Origin of the sequence: Pantoea sp. K16, assembly GCF_048452805.1 — a bacterium.
Lineage (GTDB): Bacteria > Pseudomonadota > Gammaproteobacteria > Enterobacterales > Enterobacteriaceae > Pantoea > Pantoea agglomerans.
Map to the genome: position 1 here is coordinate 249,775 of NZ_JBLWNV010000005.1, position 17,693 is coordinate 267,467.

The 17,693-nt window shown below is 54.6% G+C and carries 14 protein-coding genes; 11 read left to right on the top strand and 3 right to left on the bottom strand.

What is annotated here, in order from left to right:
- Positions 1 to 332 precede the first annotated feature (332 nt).
- A complete protein-coding gene (metK, locus tag ACK13D_RS08850) occupies positions 333 to 1,484 on the bottom strand; it encodes a methionine adenosyltransferase (protein ID WP_010248851.1) in 1,152 nt (383 codons plus the stop codon).
- Between the two features lie 843 nt (positions 1,485 to 2,327).
- On the opposite strand from metK, the gene speA reads away from it, so the two are divergent.
- From speA to ACK13D_RS08865, 3 genes are all read left to right on the top strand, one after another.
- The gene (gene speA, locus ACK13D_RS08855; protein WP_010248849.1) at positions 2,328 to 4,304 is read left to right on the top strand and encodes a biosynthetic arginine decarboxylase; all 1,977 of its coding nucleotides are present in this window, start codon (positions 2,328 to 2,330) and stop codon (positions 4,302 to 4,304) included.
- A gap of 169 nt (positions 4,305 to 4,473) precedes the next feature.
- Positions 4,474 to 5,394 (top strand): agmatinase, encoded by a 921-nt coding sequence (gene speB / locus ACK13D_RS08860; RefSeq protein WP_010248847.1) that lies wholly within the window; start codon positions 4,474 to 4,476, stop codon positions 5,392 to 5,394.
- A gap of 196 nt (positions 5,395 to 5,590) precedes the next feature.
- On the top strand, positions 5,591 to 6,001 hold the full coding sequence (locus tag ACK13D_RS08865) for a YidB family protein (protein ID WP_010248845.1): 411 nt from the start codon (positions 5,591 to 5,593) through the stop codon (positions 5,999 to 6,001).
- 55 nt (positions 6,002 to 6,056) lie between these two features.
- Here the strand turns inward: ACK13D_RS08865 and ACK13D_RS08870 are convergent, their stop codons facing one another.
- Positions 6,057 to 6,812 carry a M48 family metallopeptidase gene (locus ACK13D_RS08870; RefSeq protein ID WP_311974872.1) on the bottom strand — a complete coding sequence of 252 codons (756 nt, stop codon included), beginning with the start codon at positions 6,810 to 6,812 and terminating at the stop codon, positions 6,057 to 6,059.
- Between the two features lie 271 nt (positions 6,813 to 7,083).
- Between ACK13D_RS08870 and tkt the strand changes: the two genes are divergently transcribed.
- The 7 genes from tkt (at position 7,084) to ACK13D_RS08905 (ending at position 15,498) form a co-directional block, all read left to right on the top strand.
- Positions 7,084 to 9,078, top strand: a complete 1,995-nt coding sequence (gene tkt / locus ACK13D_RS08875; RefSeq protein WP_182500789.1) for a transketolase — start codon at positions 7,084 to 7,086, stop codon at positions 9,076 to 9,078.
- 314 nt (positions 9,079 to 9,392) lie between these two features.
- Entirely contained in the window at positions 9,393 to 10,412 is a 1,020-nt protein-coding gene (gene epd / locus ACK13D_RS08880) for an erythrose-4-phosphate dehydrogenase (protein WP_010248839.1), read from the top strand.
- 51 nt (positions 10,413 to 10,463) lie between these two features.
- Positions 10,464 to 11,627, top strand: a complete 1,164-nt coding sequence (gene pgk / locus ACK13D_RS08885) for a phosphoglycerate kinase (RefSeq protein WP_010248837.1) — start codon at positions 10,464 to 10,466, stop codon at positions 11,625 to 11,627.
- A 105-nt stretch (positions 11,628 to 11,732) separates the two neighbouring features.
- Complete coding sequence (gene fbaA / locus ACK13D_RS08890; RefSeq protein ID WP_010248835.1) at positions 11,733 to 12,812, top strand: class II fructose-bisphosphate aldolase; 1,080 nt, start codon at positions 11,733 to 11,735, stop codon at positions 12,810 to 12,812.
- A gap of 190 nt (positions 12,813 to 13,002) precedes the next feature.
- A complete protein-coding gene (gene mscS, locus ACK13D_RS08895) occupies positions 13,003 to 13,884 on the top strand; it encodes a small-conductance mechanosensitive channel MscS (RefSeq protein WP_010248833.1) in 882 nt (293 codons plus the stop codon).
- A 124-nt stretch (positions 13,885 to 14,008) separates the two neighbouring features.
- Positions 14,009 to 14,632, top strand: a complete 624-nt coding sequence (gene argO, locus ACK13D_RS08900; RefSeq protein ID WP_010671062.1) for an arginine exporter ArgO — start codon at positions 14,009 to 14,011, stop codon at positions 14,630 to 14,632.
- A 143-nt stretch (positions 14,633 to 14,775) separates the two neighbouring features.
- Entirely contained in the window at positions 14,776 to 15,498 is a 723-nt protein-coding gene (locus tag ACK13D_RS08905) for an oxidative stress defense protein (protein ID WP_064690347.1), read from the top strand.
- A gap of 256 nt (positions 15,499 to 15,754) precedes the next feature.
- On the opposite strand, the gene ACK13D_RS08910 is transcribed toward ACK13D_RS08905, so the two are convergent.
- Positions 15,755 to 16,660 carry a LysR family transcriptional regulator ArgP gene (locus ACK13D_RS08910; RefSeq protein WP_010248822.1) on the bottom strand — a complete coding sequence of 302 codons (906 nt, stop codon included), beginning with the start codon at positions 16,658 to 16,660 and terminating at the stop codon, positions 15,755 to 15,757.
- Positions 16,661 to 16,842: 182 nt separating this feature from the next.
- Here ACK13D_RS08910 and rpiA point away from each other — a divergent pair, with 182 nt between their 5' ends.
- Complete coding sequence (gene rpiA / locus ACK13D_RS08915) at positions 16,843 to 17,502, top strand: ribose-5-phosphate isomerase RpiA (protein ID WP_010248819.1); 660 nt, start codon at positions 16,843 to 16,845, stop codon at positions 17,500 to 17,502.
- Positions 17,503 to 17,693 lie beyond the last annotated feature (191 nt).

A 17,693-nucleotide genomic window follows, 5' to 3' on the forward strand; every position in this document is an offset into this window, starting at 1 on the left:
AGACGACGCTGAAAATAACGCATTTTCAGCAGAATAACTACGTGCGTTAATTCCTAAATATCGGATAAACAAAGCATTTCAATTTGTAATCGTTAACATTTATTCGTCAGAAAAAGCGAAAAGAAGTGTAGCTGAGAACTGAAAATTTGCTGCAGAGAGAAGAAGATGTCGGGCAGATGCGTTTTTTTGTCGTCACGCGCTCACCAGAAATTGCGCTGGCCTGTTCGTTCAGAAGGGTAGCGGGAGCAAAATTGCTCCGGTTAGCAATGGGGCTGAAAAGGCAATAAAAAACCCTGCCGCAGTGGCAGGGTTTTTATCAGCAGCTGGTAACCTTACAGGCCAGCCGCTTCACGCAGCAGGGCAGCTTTGTCTGTTTTTTCCCATGGGAAATGTTCACGACCAAAGTGACCGTAAGCTGCGGTCTCTTTATAGATTGGGTGCAGCAGATCCAGCATCTGGATCAGACCATATGGACGCAGGTCGAAGAACTCGCGCACCAGCAGCGTCAGCTGTTCGGTAGAGATTTTCTCGGTACCGAAGGTTTCCACCATGATAGAAGTGGGTTCAGCCACGCCGATAGCGTAGGAGACCTGGATTTCACAACGGTCAGCCAGGCCGGCCGCTACGATGTTTTTCGCCACGTAACGTGCCGCATAGGCTGCAGAGCGGTCAACTTTAGATGGATCTTTACCCGAGAACGCACCGCCACCATGACGCGCCATGCCGCCGTAGGTGTCTACGATGATTTTACGACCGGTCAGACCGCAATCGCCCATCGGGCCGCCGATCACAAAGCGACCGGTTGGGTTGATGTGATATTTGGTCGAGGCGCTCAACCACTCTGCGGGCAGAACCGGCTTGATGATCTCTTCCATCACCGCTTCCTGCAGATCTTTCTGGCTGATGGATTCAGCGTGCTGGGTAGAGAGCACAACTGCATCGATGCCCACGATTTTGCCATCGTCATACTGGAAAGTGACCTGGCTCTTGGCATCCGGACGCAGCCACGGCAGGGTGCCATTTTTACGCACTTCAGCCTGACGCTGTACCAGACGGTGCGCATAGGTCACCGGCGCAGGCATCAGCACGTCTGTTTCGTTAGTGGCATAGCCGAACATCAGGCCCTGGTCGCCCGCGCCCTGTTCCAGCGGATCGGTACGGTCAACGCCCTGATTGATATCCTGAGACTGTTTACCAATCGCGCTTAATACCGCGCAGGAGTTGGCGTCAAAGCCCATATCGGAATGGACATAGCCGATTTCACGTACGGTTTTACGGGTGATCTCTTCGATATCAACCCAGGCGCTGGTGGTGATTTCACCGCCAACCAGCACCATACCGGTTTTAACGTAGGTTTCGCAGGCCACGCGCGCTTTAGGATCCTGTTCAAGGATCGCATCCAGCACAGCATCGGAGATCTGGTCGGCGATTTTATCGGGATGTCCTTCTGATACAGACTCGGACGTAAAAAGGTGTTTAGCCATTCTGTTCTTTACCTTAAATATGGTTTGAGTACGACTGCATAGCGCCAGTGAGGTGGTCTGACCTGACGCCCCTTCAGGCAAAGCCGCGAGCAGTGAGGTTGTGTCAGCACAGCAGGCCAACACCGCCTGGATAGTAACCTGTTTAGATGGAAAACCATCTGGACGGCTATTTTAGGATAGAGGGTAAACCAATTACCAGCCCTTTTTCTGTTTCAGCATTTAACCTGTCTCTGTTATCGGCATAATTTGCTGACGCTACACGCAATTCCCCGATAATATTTTTGCATTTTACGGCTGTAAACTGTATAAAACGCCGCTGCTTTGATAGCAGCAGCAAGGATGACGCCACTGTTTGCGTCGCGCCTGTCAGACTCTGGTCTGGCTTTCACCCAGGTTGTTTTCCATGTGCCCCTGGCATATGCGGAGGTGATACAAGTAATGAACCACGCTTTTTCTTCTTCCGGTTCTCTGCGCTGCGGCGCGGCGCTGGCTCTCTCCTGCCTCCCATCTGTTTCTCATTCCTGCCGACGCGATGTCCGATGCGGTAATTTTACCGACACAGGCGCAGGCTAATCTTTATCTCTGCTCGATCGGTTTTGTCTCTTCTCTGCGCACGCGCAGCGGAACGACGCAGGTTATCCATGGTCAATACAGATCAGTTAAATGTTCTCTGTTTAAACGGAGATGGCCCGGGTGTTTTACACTTAACTCTCATGCGTGAATCGCGCTGACGGCAACGTCAGGTGAACAGGACATTGCGTTTAATGTGGCAACAGGTTTTCAGATTAGCGGCCATAAAGCCGGTTAACAGTTTCATCTTTCAACGGAAAATTGAGGTTCGCGATGTCTGACGACATGAAGAATATCAAAGGTTCGTCAGCTGGCGAACAGGGTACACTCCGCTCCATGCAGGAGGTTGCAATGAACGATCAGGATGCGAGCAAAATGTTGCGTACGTACAACATCGCCTGGTGGGGCAACAACTATTACGACGTTAACGAACTGGGCCACATCAGTGTCTGTCCCGATCCGGATCGTCCTGATGTGCGCGTCGATTTAGCTCGTCTGGTCAAAGAGCGCGAAGCGCAGGGCCAGCGTCTGCCTGCTTTATTCTGCTTCCCGCAGATCCTGCAACACCGTCTGCGTTCCATTAACGCCGCCTTTAAACGTGCGCGTGAATCCTACGGTTACAAAGGCGACTACTTCCTGGTTTACCCGATTAAAGTTAACCAGCACAAACGCGTGATTGAGTCACTGATCCACTCCGGCGAACCGCTGGGACTGGAAGCGGGCTCAAAAGCCGAGCTGATGGCGGTGCTGGCGCACGCCGGTCAGACCCGTTCGGTGATCGTCTGTAACGGCTATAAAGATCGCGAATATATTCGTCTGGCGCTGATCGGCGAGAAGATGGGCCACAAGGTCTATCTGGTGCTGGAGAAGATGACCGAAGTGCGGCTGGTGCTGGAAGAAGCAGAGCGTCTGAACGTGGTGCCACGTCTTGGTATCCGTGCGCGTCTGGCTTCGCAGGGCTCCGGTAAATGGCAGTCGAGCGGCGGCGAAAAGTCGAAGTTTGGCCTGTCAGCCACCCAGGTGCTGAAACTGGTTGAGATCATGCGTGAAGCGGGTCGCATCGACAGCCTGCAACTGCTGCATTTCCATCTGGGCTCGCAGATGTCCAACATCCGCGACATCGCTACCGGCGTGCGTGAGTCGGCGCGCTTCTATGTCGAACTGGCCAAGCTGGGCGTCAACATCAAATGTTTCGACGTCGGCGGCGGTCTGGGCGTCGATTACGAAGGAACGCGCTCGCAGTCTGACTGCTCGGTCAACTATGGCCTGAATGAGTACGCCAACAACGTAATCTGGGCGATTGGTGCTGCCTGTGATGAGCACGGTCTGGAGCATCCGACGGTGATCACCGAGTCGGGCCGTGCCGTAACCGCGCACCACACGGTGCTGGTCTCCAACATCATTGGGGTGGAGCGCAACGAGTTCAGCGAACCTGAAACGCCGGATGCGGATGCGCCGCGCCCGATCCTCAGCATGTGGGAAACCTGGCAGGAGATGCACGAGCCAAGTACCCGCCGTTCGCTGCGTGAATGGCTGCATGACAGCCAGATGGATCTGTTTGATATCCATACCGGCTACTCGTCAGGCACCTACGATCTCAAGCAGCGTTCATGGGCTGAGCAGCTCTATCTGAGCATCTGCCACTATATTCAGCAGCATCTCGATCCGAGCAACCGTGCACACCGTCCAATCATCGACGAACTGCAGGAGCGGATGGCGGATAAGATTTACGTTAACTTCTCGCTGTTCCAGTCAATGCCGGATGCGTGGGGTATCGATCAGCTGTTCCCGGTACTGCCGCTGGAAGGGCTGAACAAGAAGCCGGAGCGCCGTGCCGTGCTGCTCGACATCACCTGTGACTCCGATGGCACCATCGATCACTACGTGGATGGCGACGGTATCGCGACGACCATGCCGATGCCGGAATATGACCTTGATAACCCACCCATGCTGGGCTTCTTTATGGTGGGTGCTTATCAGGAAATTCTGGGCAACATGCATAACCTGTTTGGTGACACCGAAGCGGTGGATGTCTACGCACGCGAAAATGGCGATGTGGAAGTGCAGCTCTCCGATGAAGGCGACACCGTGGCGGACATGCTGCGTTACGTGCAGCTTGATCCCAATGAGCTGATGGCGCTGTTCCGCAATCAGGTTCAGGCATCCGATCTCGACGAAGAGCTGCGCGCGCAGTTCCTGGAAGAGTTCGAGAGCGGCCTCTACGGCTATACCTATTTAGAAGATGAATAATCGATTATGGCGACCGGTAATCGCATATTGCAGTTGCCGTTAACTATGTCGATAATCTGACTCACTCAATCCCTTCCTCGTCGGGCCTAACGACGCGGAGGGGATTTTTTTCATCTCAACCTTAATGGTTTGCGGGCTGGCCCGACTTACGCACATAGAGAGAGCAATTATGTATAACACGCTTGGCAATCAGTACGACAACTCCCTGGTTTCTAACGCCTTTGGTTTCATGCGTTTTCCGCTGAATTTTCAGCCTTACGACAGCGACGCCGAGTGGGTTATCACCGGCGTGCCGTTTGATGCCGCGACCTCGGGTCGTCCGGGCAGCCGCCTGGGTCCGGGTGCGATTCGCCAGATCTCCACCAATCTGGCCTGGGAAGGCTGCCGCTGGCCGTGGGATTTCGATCTGCGTCAGCGTCTGAACGTCGTCGATTGCGGCGATCTGGTTTACGCCTTCGGTGATTCGCAGGATCTCTCCGACAAATTGCAGGCCCATGCTGAAAAACTGCTGGCCAATGGCAAGCGCATGATGACCTTTGGCGGCGACCACTACGTCACACTGCCACTGCTGCGTGCCCATGCAAAACACTTCGGCAAAATGGCGCTGGTGCACTTTGATGCGCATACCGACACCTACTCTAACGGCCCGACCTTCGACCACGGCACCATGTTCTTTACCGCGCCGAAAGAGGGGCTGATCGATCCGCAGCACTCAGTGCAGATTGGTATCCGTACCGAATTCGACAAGAGCCTGGGCTTCAACGTGCTGGATGCGGCGCAGGTCAATGACCGCAGCGTTGACGATATCCTCGCCGAAGTGAAACGCACCGTCGGCGATCTGCCGGTCTATCTGACCTTCGATATCGACTGTCTGGATCCGGCGCATGCACCTGGCACCGGCACGCCGGTGATTGGCGGGCTGACCACCGATAAAGCGACCAAGCTGATCCGTGGCCTGCAGGGCATGAACATTGTCGGCATGGATCTGGTGGAAGTCGCACCGGGTTACGATCATGCTGATCTGACGGCACTGGCAGCGGCTACGCTGGCGCTGGATATGCTGCATGTTCAGGCTGTAAACAAAGGCTGATGCCTGCTGCCTGTCGGCTTCAGTCCGGCAGGCGCTGAACGCGGCGTCCTGTCCATCGGGCAGACGCCGCTGCTGTGATCTTCCTCTCTTTGCCGGATCCGATCGATTCCCTTCTGACCCCGACGGGTAACCGTCAGGCGCGAACCCCTATCTGCAACTAAACTTACAGCGTAAAAATGGCGTAGTGGAGATAATCATGGGCTTTCTTGATGAACTGGCTGGCGCACTGGATGGCAACCAGAGTGAAGGGCATCCGCCGGGACAGTTACAGGCTGTCTGGCATTGGGTGCAGGAGCAGGGCGGTATTGAAGTGCTGCTGCAAAAATTCCAGCAGGGCGGGCTGGGTGAGGTGTTTGGTTCCTGGATCGGCACCGGCGATAACCATCCGGTTGGCCACAGTGAGATTCAGTCTGCTTTTGGTCAGGATGAACTGCAGTCACTGGCCGACAAACTCGGCACCGATGTGAAAGGGGCATCGGGTACGCTGGCTGCGCTATTGCCGCAGCTGATTGATAAAATGTCGCCGCAGGGACACATGGATGAACAGGCGCTGCATGACAATAAGCTGGATCTGGGCTCGATGGTGGATCAGATATTTAAGCGCTAGCGGACTTCGCACGGCTAAGCGCGCACGCCGGATGCATGCGCGCTCAGCGGCGGAATTACTTGCCGTCGGCAGCAATTCGCTCACGAATATGCGCGGCGCGCGCTTCAGAGGCGGGATGCGAGTCAAACATCGAACTCTGACGTCCCTGTTCCATCTTCGCCAGCTTTTCAAAGCTGGTGGCCAGGCCCATTGGATCGATATTGCGCTTCTTCATCAGGTCGTAGGAGTAGTCATCCGCCTGTGATTCCTGCGTCTGGGAGAACTGCGCATTCACCAGTTTTTCACCCATTTCACCCAGCTGCGACTGCGACAGTGAACCAATCACGCCGCCAACCGAGGAGGCTGCAGTGCGGGCCGCGGTTGTGGCATACGCCAGCTGCATCGCCTTGCGCGTATGACCTAACGCGACGTGGCCCATCTCATGACCCAGCACGCCTTCCACTTCATTGTCAGTCATCATATCCATCAGACCGCTGTAAACACGAATACAGCCGTTTGCCATCGCCCAGGCGTTGACATCTTTGGTCTGATAAACCTTGTAGTTAGCCGGTACGCCGTTGATGTTATCGCCCAGCGCCGCCGCGATCTTGTTCAGACGCTGCTGATAATCACTGTTAGCAGGCGCAATCTGATTATCTTTGTCCATCTGCTCACAGGATTTATCGCTCAGCTGCTTTACCTGATCGTCGCTGAGGGTATAAGCCTGATACGCCTGCGCGCCCGACTGCATCAGCGCATTGTTGTCTAAACCCTGACAGCCACTCAGCAGCGTCGTCAGTCCAAGCGCTAACACCATTTTTTTGATTTTCATGCTGTATCCCATTCATAACAAGGTAAGAAAAACAAACACCTGAAACTCAGACAGGTGAATAAACGATTTGGTTATAGCGTGCCAGTCTGCACTTTGCTAGCAGATATGGCTGGAAAAGCCATACGAAGCGGCTGCATTTAGCGTTTTACAGCATGTACTTTTGCCCCGTTTCTCATGTACATTGATGGGCAACTTTTTCCTTGTTTTGCCCGGTAACTCATTAATAACAATAAGTTAAGGTGCGAAGCATTAATCCGACCTGGAGTAGAAAATGCCCTCTCGTAAAGAGCTTGCCAACGCCATTCGTGCGTTAAGTATGGATGCAGTACAGAAAGCGAAATCGGGACATCCGGGTGCCCCAATGGGCATGGCGGACATCGCTGAAGTACTCTGGCGCGGCTACCTGAACCACAACCCAACCAACCCGCTGTGGGCTGACCGCGACCGTTTCGTGCTCTCTAACGGTCACGGCTCAATGCTGATCTATAGCCTGTTGCACCTGACCGGTTACGATCTGCCCCTGAGCGAACTGGAAAACTTCCGTCAGCTGCACTCAAAAACTCCAGGTCACCCGGAATATGGCTACACCGTGGGCGTTGAAACCACCACCGGTCCGCTGGGGCAGGGCATCGCTAACGCAGTAGGTTTTGCCATTGCTGAGCGCACGCTGGCAGCACAGTTCAACCGTCCGGGTCATGATATCGTAGACCACAACACCTATGTCTTCATGGGTGATGGCTGCATGATGGAAGGTATCTCGCACGAAGTCTGCTCACTGGCCGGTACCCTGAAGCTGGGCAAACTGGTGGCGTTTTATGATGACAACGGTATCTCTATCGACGGTCACATTGATGGCTGGTTCACCGACGACACCGCTAAGCGCTTTGAAGCTTATGGCTGGCACGTGGTGCGCGGCGTCGATGGTCACGATGCGGATGCGATTGCGAAAGCGATCGAAGAAGCGAAAAGCGTCAGCGACAAGCCTTCCCTGCTGATGTGCAAAACCGTTATCGGTTTTGGTTCACCGAACAAAGCCGGTACCCATGATTCACACGGCGCACCGCTGGGTGATGATGAAGTGGCACTGACCCGCAAACAGCTGGGCTGGAACCACGCGCCGTTCGTTATTCCTTCTGATATCTACGCTGAGTGGGACGCGAAAGAAGCGGGCCAGGCGAAAGAGTCTGCATGGAATGAGAAATTCGCCGCTTACGCACAGGCTCATCCTGAACTGGCTGCCGAGTTTAAACGCCGCGTCAGCAACGAACTGCCAGCTAACTGGCAGGAAGAGTCGCAGAAGTTCGTTGAGCAGCTGCAGGCGAACCCGGCGAAGATCGCCAGCCGTAAAGCCTCACAGAATGCTATTGAAGCTTTCGGTAAAATTCTGCCGGAATACCTGGGCGGCTCAGCCGATCTGGCACCCAGCAACCTGACAATCTGGTCTGGCTCTAAGCCGATCAACGAAGATGCTGCGGGTAACTACATCCACTACGGCGTGCGTGAGTTCGGTATGACCGCAATCGCCAATGGCCTGGCGCTGCACGGCGGCTTCCTGCCTTACACCGCGACCTTCCTGATGTTTGTTGAATATGCGCGTAACGCAGCGCGTATGGCGGCACTGATGAAGATCCGTCAGATCATGGTCTACACCCACGACTCTATCGGTCTGGGCGAAGATGGCCCGACGCACCAGCCGGTTGAACAGATGGCGAGCCTGCGCACCACGCCAAACATGAGCCTGTGGCGTCCATGTGACCAGGTTGAATCCGCGGTGGCGTGGAAATATGCCATTGAGCGTAAAGATGGCCCGACTGCGCTGATCTTCTCCCGTCAGAACCTGGCGCAGCAGGAGCGTGACACTGCTCAGCTGGCTAACGTAGCGCGCGGCGGTTACGTGCTGAAAGATTGCGATGGCACGCCTGAGCTGATCCTGATCGCCACCGGTTCCGAAGTTGAACTGGCTGTCGGTGCCTGGGACAAACTCACCAGCGAAGGCCGCAAAGTGCGCGTGGTCTCTATGCCATCAACGGATGCCTTCGACAAGCAGAGTGATGAGTACCGTGAATCCGTACTGCCAAAAGCGGTCAGCGCACGCGTCGCAATCGAAGCGGGCATCGCTGATTACTGGTTCAAATACACCGGCCTGAACGGCGCTATCGTGGGCATGACCAGCTTCGGCGAATCTGCACCTGCCGATCAGCTGTTCGAACTGTTTGGCTTTACCATCGACAACGTCGTCGCGAAAGCGAAAGCGCTGCTGGCGTAAAACCGGTCAGGCTGGCCTGTTCCCGCCCGGCTGTAAAAAAAGAGGGACGAGATTTTCGTCCCTTTTATTTTTTTATTCCTGCAGTAATAACCGCCTTTTGCCTTAATTTGTGACGAAGATCCAAATTTAAGCAGCCAGATTGATCACAATCATTCCTGTTATTCCTTCCTTCTATTATTGTAGCTGAACCGTTTCAGTCGCCAGGCAAATCGCCCTGGTTTCGGACAATGCCGGGTAAGAATCTCCTGTACAAAATGCAGTGAAACGCTCAGGCTAACGGCACGTTTTTTTCAGTCTGACGTGGCAGGAGAGAAATGACGGTACGGGTAGCGATAAATGGTTTTGGCCGGATTGGACGCAACGTCCTGCGCGCGCTGTATGAAACGGGCCGACGTGCAGAGATCACCGTGGTCGCGATTAACGAGCTGGCAGAAGCCACCGGTATGGCGCATCTGCTGAAATACGATACCAGCCATGGCCGTTTTGCTTTCGATGTCCGCCAGGAGCGCGATGTAATGTGGGTGGGTGGCGATACCCTGCGCATTTTGCACCGTGCAGCAATTGCCGATCTGCCGTGGCGTGAACTCGACGTGGATGTGGTGCTGGACTGCACCGGCGTCTATGGCTCACGCGCTGATGGCGAAGCGCATCTTCAGGCTGGCGCCAAAAAAGTGCTGTTCTCTCATCCCGGCGGAAACGATCTCGACGCCACAGTGGTGTATGGCGTTAACCAGCAGTTACTCACCGCCAGTGACCGCATCGTCTCCAACGCTTCCTGTACCACTAACTGCATTATCCCGGTGATTAAACTGCTGGATGATGCGTTTGGTATCGAATCCGGCACCGTCACCACGATCCACTCGGCGATGCACGATCAGCAGGTGATCGACGCCTATCACAGCGATCTGCGCCGTACGCGTGCAGCCAGTCAGTCGATCATCCCGGTGGACACTCGCCTGGCGGCAGGCATTACCCGTATTTTTCCGAAATTCAACGATCGCTTCGAGGCGATAGCCGTTCGCGTTCCGACGATTAACGTGACGGCCATTGATCTCAGCGTTTCTGTGCATCAGGCGGTGACGGCGTGTGAAGTTAACACCCTGTTGCGAAGCGCGGCAGAAGGGACATTTCGTGGTATAGTTGACTATACGGAATTACCGTTAGTCTCAGTAGATTTTAACCATGATCCGCACAGTGCCATTGTGGACGGAACACAAACGCGGGTCAGCGGTCAACACCTTATCAAGACCCTGGTCTGGTGTGACAACGAATGGGGCTTTGCTAACCGAATGCTCGACACGACGTTAGCGATGGCCGCAAGCGGTTTCAGGTAAGACGCGGTATGCGTCTGGCAAAACTTATGAGAATCAACGAGAGGATTCACCATGTCTGTAATTAAGATGACCGATCTGGATCTGGCTGGTAAACGCGTTCTGATCCGTGCCGATCTGAACGTACCGGTTAAAGAAGGTAAAGTGACGTCTGATGCACGTATCCGTGCTTCTCTGCCAACCATTGAAGCGGCGTTGAAACAGGGCGCGAAAGTAATGGTTACCTCTCACCTGGGTCGTCCGACCGAAGGTGAATACAATGAAGAGTTCTCGCTGCTGCCGGTAGTTAACTACCTGAAAGACAAGCTTAGCGGCACCACCGTGACCCTGGCAAAAGATTACCTCGATGGCGTTGAAGTCGGCGCTGGCGAACTGGTTGTGCTGGAAAACGTTCGCTTTAACAAAGGCGAAAAGAAAGATGACGAAGCACTGTCTAAAAAATATGCTGCTCTGTGCGACGTCTTTGTGATGGACGCCTTTGGTACCGCGCACCGCGCACAGGCTTCTACCCACGGCGTCGGTAAATTTGCCCCTATCGCCTGTGCTGGCCCGCTGCTCTCTGCAGAACTGGAAGCGCTGGGTAAAGTCATGAGCAACCCGGAGCGTCCGCTGGTGGCTGTGGTAGGGGGTTCTAAAGTCTCTACCAAATTTGATGTGCTGCAATCTCTGGTCAAAATCGCGGACACCGTGATTGTGGGCGGCGGCATTGCCAACACCTTCGTCGCTATCGACAACAACGTCGGCAAATCCCTATATGAGCCAGACTTCGTTGAAGCGGCTAAAGGCCTGCGCGATCAGCACGGTATTCCGGTTCCAACTGATTCACGCGTTGGCACAGAATTCTCTGAAACTGCGACCGCTACCGTGAAAAAGGTTTCGGAAGTTGCGGATAACGAAGAGATTATGGACTTTGGTGATGAAACCGCACAGGCGATGGCTGCCATCCTGAAGGATGCCAAAACCATCCTGTGGAATGGCCCGGTAGGCGTGTTTGAGTTCCCTAATTTCCGTAAAGGCACCGAGATCGTAGCTAACGCCATTGCAGACAGCGATGCCTTCTCTGTTGCAGGCGGCGGCGATACCTTAGCGGCTATCGACCTGTTCGGCATCGAAGACAAAATTTCCTACATCTCTACCGGCGGCGGCGCGTTCCTTGAGTTCGTGGAAGGCAAAAAACTGCCTGCAGTTGCCATGCTGGAAGAGCGTGCGAAGCAGTAATCCTTTGGGGGCGATGCCTGGCGGCATCGCCTGAAGTCTTGCCCGTCTGGGCGTTTAAATCGACGTTCCTCAAGGGGAACAACGGTCACGAAACAGGACACAATCATGTCTAAAATTTTTGATTTCGTAAAACCCGGCGTTGTCACTGGTGATGACGTACAGAAGATCTTCAAAGTTGCGAAAGAGAACAAATTCGCACTGCCAGCCGTAAACTGCGTCGGCACTGACTCCATCAATGCGGCACTGGAAGCAGCGGCGAAAGTTAAAGCGCCAATCATCATCCAGTTCTCTAACGGCGGTGCTGCATTTATCGCGGGTAAAGGCTTCAAGACTGACAAACCACAGGGCGCGGCAATTTTCGGCGCTATCGCGGGTGCGCACCATGTTCACCTGATGGCTGAGCAGTATGGCGTGCCGGTTATCCTGCACACTGACCACTGTGCCAAGAAACTGCTGCCATGGATCGACGGTCTGCTGGACGCAGGTGAAGAGTACTTCCAGAAAAACGGTAAGCCACTCTTCTCTTCTCACATGATCGACCTGTCAGAAGAGTCACTGGAAGAGAACATCGAGATCAGCAGCAAATATCTGGCGCGCATGGCGAAACTCGACATGACGCTGGAAATCGAACTGGGCTGCACCGGTGGTGAAGAAGATGGCGTTGATAACAGCCACATGGACGCATCTGCACTCTACACCCAGCCAGAAGATGTGAACTACGCGTACGAAAAACTGAATGCTATCAGCCCGCGCTTCACCATTGCGGCTTCATTCGGTAACGTACACGGCGTTTACAAGCCAGGCAACGTGAAACTGACCCCAACCATTCTGCGCGATTCGCAGAAATATGTGTGTGAAAAACATGGCCTGCCGCACAACGCGCTGGACTTCGTTTTCCACGGCGGTTCAGGTTCTTCTGCTGCAGAAATCGAAGAGTCTATCAGCTACGGCGTGATCAAGATGAACATCGATACCGATACCCAATGGGCAACCTGGGACGGCATCCTGCAGTACTACAAAAAGAACGAAGGCTATCTGCAGTCGCAGCTGGGTAACCCGGAAGGCGCTGACAAGCCAAACAAAAAATACTACGACCCACGCGTCTGGCTGCGTTCAGCCCAGGCCTCTATGGTGGTGCGTCTGGAGCAGGCTTTCAAAGAGCTTAACGCTGTCGACGTGCTGTAACTGAAGAGTCGTTACCGTACAAAAAAGGCCCGAAAGGGCCTTTTTTTATGCACAATTTCTGGAAAAACAGGGTTAAACGCCGGTCGGTTTGGCGCTTAAGGAGATAATTGATTACCCTTTATGGCAGGGTGTCGGATGTCATCTGGCAGTTTTTTCATTCCCGGTGGGAATCTAACAACAGGGCTTATTAATGGAAGAGTTACACGTCGTCGACGGCTTAAACAACGCAGGTAACTGGCTGGTTCGCAATCAGGCGCTGATCATCAGCTATGCCGTAAATATCGTTGCAGCTATTGCCATCATTATTATCGGGATGATTATCGCCCGTATCATTTCTAATGCCGTAAATCGCCTGCTGCGCGCCCGTCACATAGACGCTACCGTGGCGGACTTCCTCTCCGCATTGGTGCGCTATGGGGTTATCGCCTTCACCGTTATCGCAGCGCTGGGACGCATCGGTGTGCAGACCGCCTCGGTGATTGCCGTGCTGGGTGCTGCGGGTCTGGCCGTGGGTCTGGCGCTGCAGGGATCACTCTCTAACCTTGCTGCAGGCGTTCTGCTGGTCACCTTCCGTCCGTTTCGCACCGGCGAGTTCGTCGATCTGGGCGGCGTTATGGGAACCGTGCTGCATGTGCAGATTTTCTCCACCACGCTGAGAACGGCAGACGGCAAAATCGTGGTGGTGCCAAACGGCAAGATCATCAGCGGGAACATCGTCAACTTCTCGCGTGAACCGGTTCGCCGTAATGAATTTATCATTGGCGTGGCTTACGAGGCGGATGTGGATGAAGTGATCGCCTTACTGCAACAGGTTGTAGAAGCGGATAGCCGCGTGCTGAAAGATAAAGGTATCCAGATCGGTCTTAACGAACTGGCAGCCTCCTCTATGAACTTTGTGGTGCGTTGCTGGAGCAACAGCGGCGACCTGCAGGACGTTTACTGGGATCTGCTGAAGAACTTTAAGCGTGCGCTGGATGGAAAAGGGATTGGTATTCCTTATCCGCAGATGGATGTGCATCTGCATCAGAAGCCGGCGCCTGAAGCAGAAGCAACCCAGGTTCAGCCACAGTAATTTTTCAGTGGGCGGCGTCTGTCGCCCATTCATTTTGCTAATCGCAGATTAATTCTTTCAATTTCCGCTAATCATCCTCTCTCTTTATACTTCTCCTCCTCTAACGATGTGAGGAAATAATCCTGTGTTATCTCTCTATTTTCAGGGGCTTGCCCTGGGCGCCGCGCTGATTCTGCCGCTGGGCCCGCAGAACGCTTTTGTGATGAATCAGGGCGTGAAGCGTCAATATCATCTGATGACGGCGGCCCTCTGCTCGCTGAGCGATATTCTGCTGATTTGCGGTGGGATCTTTGGCGGCAGCGCCTTGCTGAGCCAGTCTCCACTGCTGCTGATGGTGATCACCTGGGCGGGCGTAGCCTTTCTGTTGTGGTATGGCTGGGGCGCACTGCGTAGCGCTTTTCGCGGCGACGCCGATCTGGCGGACGGTGAGCCATTAAAGCAGAGCAGGGGACGCATTATAGCGACGCTGCTGGCAGTGACCTGGCTCAATCCGCACGTCTATCTTGATACCTTTGTGGTACTGGGCAGTCTTGGCGGTCAGTTGCCGACCACCACTGCGCGTCAGTGGTTTGCGCTGGGCACCATCAGTGCGTCGATCCTGTGGTTCTTTGGTCTGGCGCTGCTGGCCGCCTGGCTGTCACCACGCCTGCGCACCGCCAAAGCCCAGCGCATCATTAACCTGCTGGTAGGCGCGGTGATGTGGTTTATCGCCCTGCAACTGGCGCGCCAGGGCATTGCCGGATTTTGATCCCAACGTCGATCCGGTGCGGTTATTGCCGCGCGGAGGCCGAACTTTTGCCATAATGACCACTCAAAGCATGGCGCATACCGATGCGCTGTTGGGCTTCGCCGGTTGGAAGCCGTCATAGTACCTTTTCAAGGAGGACTTTCATGAAACTGAAAGCATTGGCTCTGGCCGCAATCATGAGCGCCGGGGCATTGCCTGGCGTATACGCTGATGAGTTACCGAACGGGCCACACGTGGTGACCTCAGGCAAGGCAACGGTCGATGCCCGTCCCGATATCGCCACGCTCTCTATCGTGGTGAACGTGTCGTCAAAAGATGCCGCAGATGCGAAAAAGCAGGCGGATAGCCGGGTTGCACAATATTTCGATTTTCTGCAGAAAAACGGCATTGAGAAGAAAGATATTGATGCGGCAAACCTGAGCACCCAGCCTGAGTACGATTACACCAAAGAGGGTAAATCCGTCCTGAAAGGCTACCGTGCGGTGCGTCAGGTGCAGGTAACCCTGCGTCAGCTGGACAAGCTGAATGATCTGCTGGACGGGGCGCTGAAGTCCGGTCTGAATGAGGTGCGTAGCGTCGAGTTAGGCGTGGCAAATCCGGAGAGTTACAAAGAGCAGGCGCGTAAAGCAGCGATTAAAAATGCGACTCAGCAGGCATCACAGCTGGCTGAAGGCTTTAACGCGAAGCTGGGATCGATCTACAGCATTCGTTATCAGGTCGCTAACTATCAGCCGATGCCGATGAACCGTATGTATAAAGCGGCTGCAGCGGCAGATACCTCGGCGCAGGAGACCTACGATCAGCAGAGCATCAACTTTGACGATCAGGTTGATGTGGTGTTTGAGATCAAGCCCAATACGCCATAGTGCAAAATGGGGCTGATGCCCCGTTAAGACTGCCGATGAATCTCAGGATCTGACCGCAATGAATAAATTCAAAGCGAAGGGAACATGGTCAGAGGAGGAAAGCGTCCCGCGCCATGGACGGCGCGGGCCGAGCGGCCAGGGATTGGCTTAAGCGCCTTTCCGATCTGACCTTGTTCCCTGAGCCAATCCATCCTTACAGCCGTTCGGGGCATAATTTGTCAGCAGTAAAAACGGGGCTTTCGCCCCGTTTTTGTTTTCAGGCTGCGACGTCATCCTGACGAAGCACCCGATGTCCATGCGCAATCAGCGCATCGGTCACCCGACGCATTAACCTGCTTTCCGGCGCAAAACGATGCCAGTAGAGCATCCGGCGCTGACACAAGCCTGGCGTCAGATCTATTAACTCACCGCTCGCCAGCTCACGCTCAATCTGCAAATGCGGGATCATACAGCAGGTCGAACCCTGTCGCGCCATCTGCACAAAGGCTTCAGAGGAGTTCACGATGTGGCAGGGCACACTGCCCGGTGAGAGATCAAAGTTCTGTTGCAGGAAGGCCTGATGCATATCATCAAGATGGTCAAACGCCACCGCAGGCGCTTTCAGCAGGGCAGAGCGGGTGACGCCGTTGGGGAAGAAGCGATCGGCAAAGTCGCGCGACGCTACAAACAGGTAGTCGAGCGCACCGAGCTGATCCACCAGGCAACTGGGCAGCGGCTGCGGCTGAATACTCACCGCACCCACCACTTCACCACGACGCAGACGCTCCTGGGTGCGGGTTTCATCTTCGACCTGCAGATTCAGGCGTACGGGTGAATCTGCCAGCACATCCTTCAGTGCAGGCAGCAGCCAGGTCGCCAGACTGTCGGCATTGACCGCCAGCGACAGCAGCAGTGGCGTGGTGCCACTGTTCTCATCGCCCAGCCACTCCTCTTCCAGCAGTTCCACCTGGTGCAGCAACGCCAGCAGTTTCTGACCCTGTTCGGTCGGACGTGGTGGCACCGTGCGCACCAGCAGCGGCTGACCAAACAGATTCTCCAGCTGCTTGATACGCTGTGAAACCGCTGACTGGGTGATACATAATTTTTGAGCGGCACGCTCAAATCCGCGTTCGCGGATCACTGAATCCAGCGCCTGAAGCGTTCGATAATCCGGGCGTTTCATTATTCTTCTCTCTCCTTCAGGATGGATGTCAATATGCCACAAAAGTGTCACCTGTGATGGCTCTCTTGTTTTTTGTGGGCTGGCTTCCAAAGCGATAAATCCGCGTCGGTCAGCCGAGCATTTTCAGCAAGCCTTGTTTTATACTACGCGCACTTCGTTGTCGCACAGGTTTTAAACATACCATGACCCAGGATGAACTGAAAAAAGCCGTTGGCTGGGCTGCACTTGAGTACGTGCAGCCGGGCACCGTTGTTGGTGTGGGCACCGGATCCACCGCTGCCCACTTTATCGATGCGCTTGCCACGGTCAGGCATCAGATTGAAGGTGCCGTCTCCAGCTCGGATGCCTCAACCCAGAAGCTGAAGAGCCTGGGTATTCAGGTGTTCGACCTGAACGAGATTGACCTGCTGTCGGTGTACGTAGATGGCGCGGATGAGATCAACCCACAGATGCAGATGATCAAAGGCGGCGGCGCGGCGCTGACGCGCGAAAAGATCGTGGCCGCCGTGGCTGAAACCTTTATCTGTATCGCTGACGCTTCAAAAGAGGTCGATGTGCTGGGCCGTTTCCCGCTGCCGGTCGAGGTGATCCCGATGGCGCGCAGTTATGTGGCGCGTCAGCTGGTGAAAATGGGCGGCTTGCCTGAGTATCGTCAGAACGTGGTCACCGATAACGGCAACATTATTCTCGATGTGCATAATCTGCGCATTCTCGATCCCATTGAGCTGGAAAAAACCATCAACGCCTTGCCTGGCGTCGTTACCGTGGGCCTTTTTGCCGCGCGTGGTGCCGATATTGCACTGATTGGCGGGCCTGATGGCGTGAAAACCATCAAAAAATGATCTGTCCGGCGTCGATGCGGCGTCGGTTATTTCTGCCTGCAAATCATCTTTTCTCGCTGCGGTGAAATTTGGTGACTTATGTCACATAACCGTCATCGGCAGCGGGTTCGTTCTCTCTTCCAGTCCGACCTCCTTATTTTGTCCGGCAATGTGCTGCCGTCAGCCGCTGCCGTGCTGGCGGCCGGGCAATC

Excerpts from the sequence above, each read along its gene's own strand:
- speA (WP_010248849.1), top strand. The coding sequence starts at position 2,328 with ATGTCTGACGACATGAAGAATATCAAAGGTTCGTCAGCTGGCGAACAG.
- ACK13D_RS08870 (WP_311974872.1), bottom strand. The coding sequence starts at position 6,812 with ATGAAAATCAAAAAAATGGTGTTAGCGCTTGGACTGACGACGCTGCTG.
- ACK13D_RS08905 (WP_064690347.1), top strand. The coding sequence starts at position 14,776 with ATGAAACTGAAAGCATTGGCTCTGGCCGCAATCATGAGCGCCGGGGCA.
- fbaA (WP_010248835.1), top strand. The coding sequence starts at position 11,733 with ATGTCTAAAATTTTTGATTTCGTAAAACCCGGCGTTGTCACTGGTGAT.
- tkt (WP_182500789.1), top strand. The coding sequence starts at position 7,084 with ATGCCCTCTCGTAAAGAGCTTGCCAACGCCATTCGTGCGTTAAGTATG.
- pgk (WP_010248837.1), top strand. The coding sequence starts at position 10,464 with ATGTCTGTAATTAAGATGACCGATCTGGATCTGGCTGGTAAACGCGTT.
- mscS (WP_010248833.1), top strand. The coding sequence starts at position 13,003 with ATGGAAGAGTTACACGTCGTCGACGGCTTAAACAACGCAGGTAACTGG.
- speB (WP_010248847.1), top strand. The coding sequence starts at position 4,474 with ATGTATAACACGCTTGGCAATCAGTACGACAACTCCCTGGTTTCTAAC.
- epd (WP_010248839.1), top strand. The coding sequence starts at position 9,393 with ATGACGGTACGGGTAGCGATAAATGGTTTTGGCCGGATTGGACGCAAC.
- metK (WP_010248851.1), bottom strand. The coding sequence starts at position 1,484 with ATGGCTAAACACCTTTTTACGTCCGAGTCTGTATCAGAAGGACATCCC.
- ACK13D_RS08910 (WP_010248822.1), bottom strand. The coding sequence starts at position 16,660 with ATGAAACGCCCGGATTATCGAACGCTTCAGGCGCTGGATTCAGTGATC.
- rpiA (WP_010248819.1), top strand. The coding sequence starts at position 16,843 with ATGACCCAGGATGAACTGAAAAAAGCCGTTGGCTGGGCTGCACTTGAG.
- ACK13D_RS08865 (WP_010248845.1), top strand. The coding sequence starts at position 5,591 with ATGGGCTTTCTTGATGAACTGGCTGGCGCACTGGATGGCAACCAGAGT.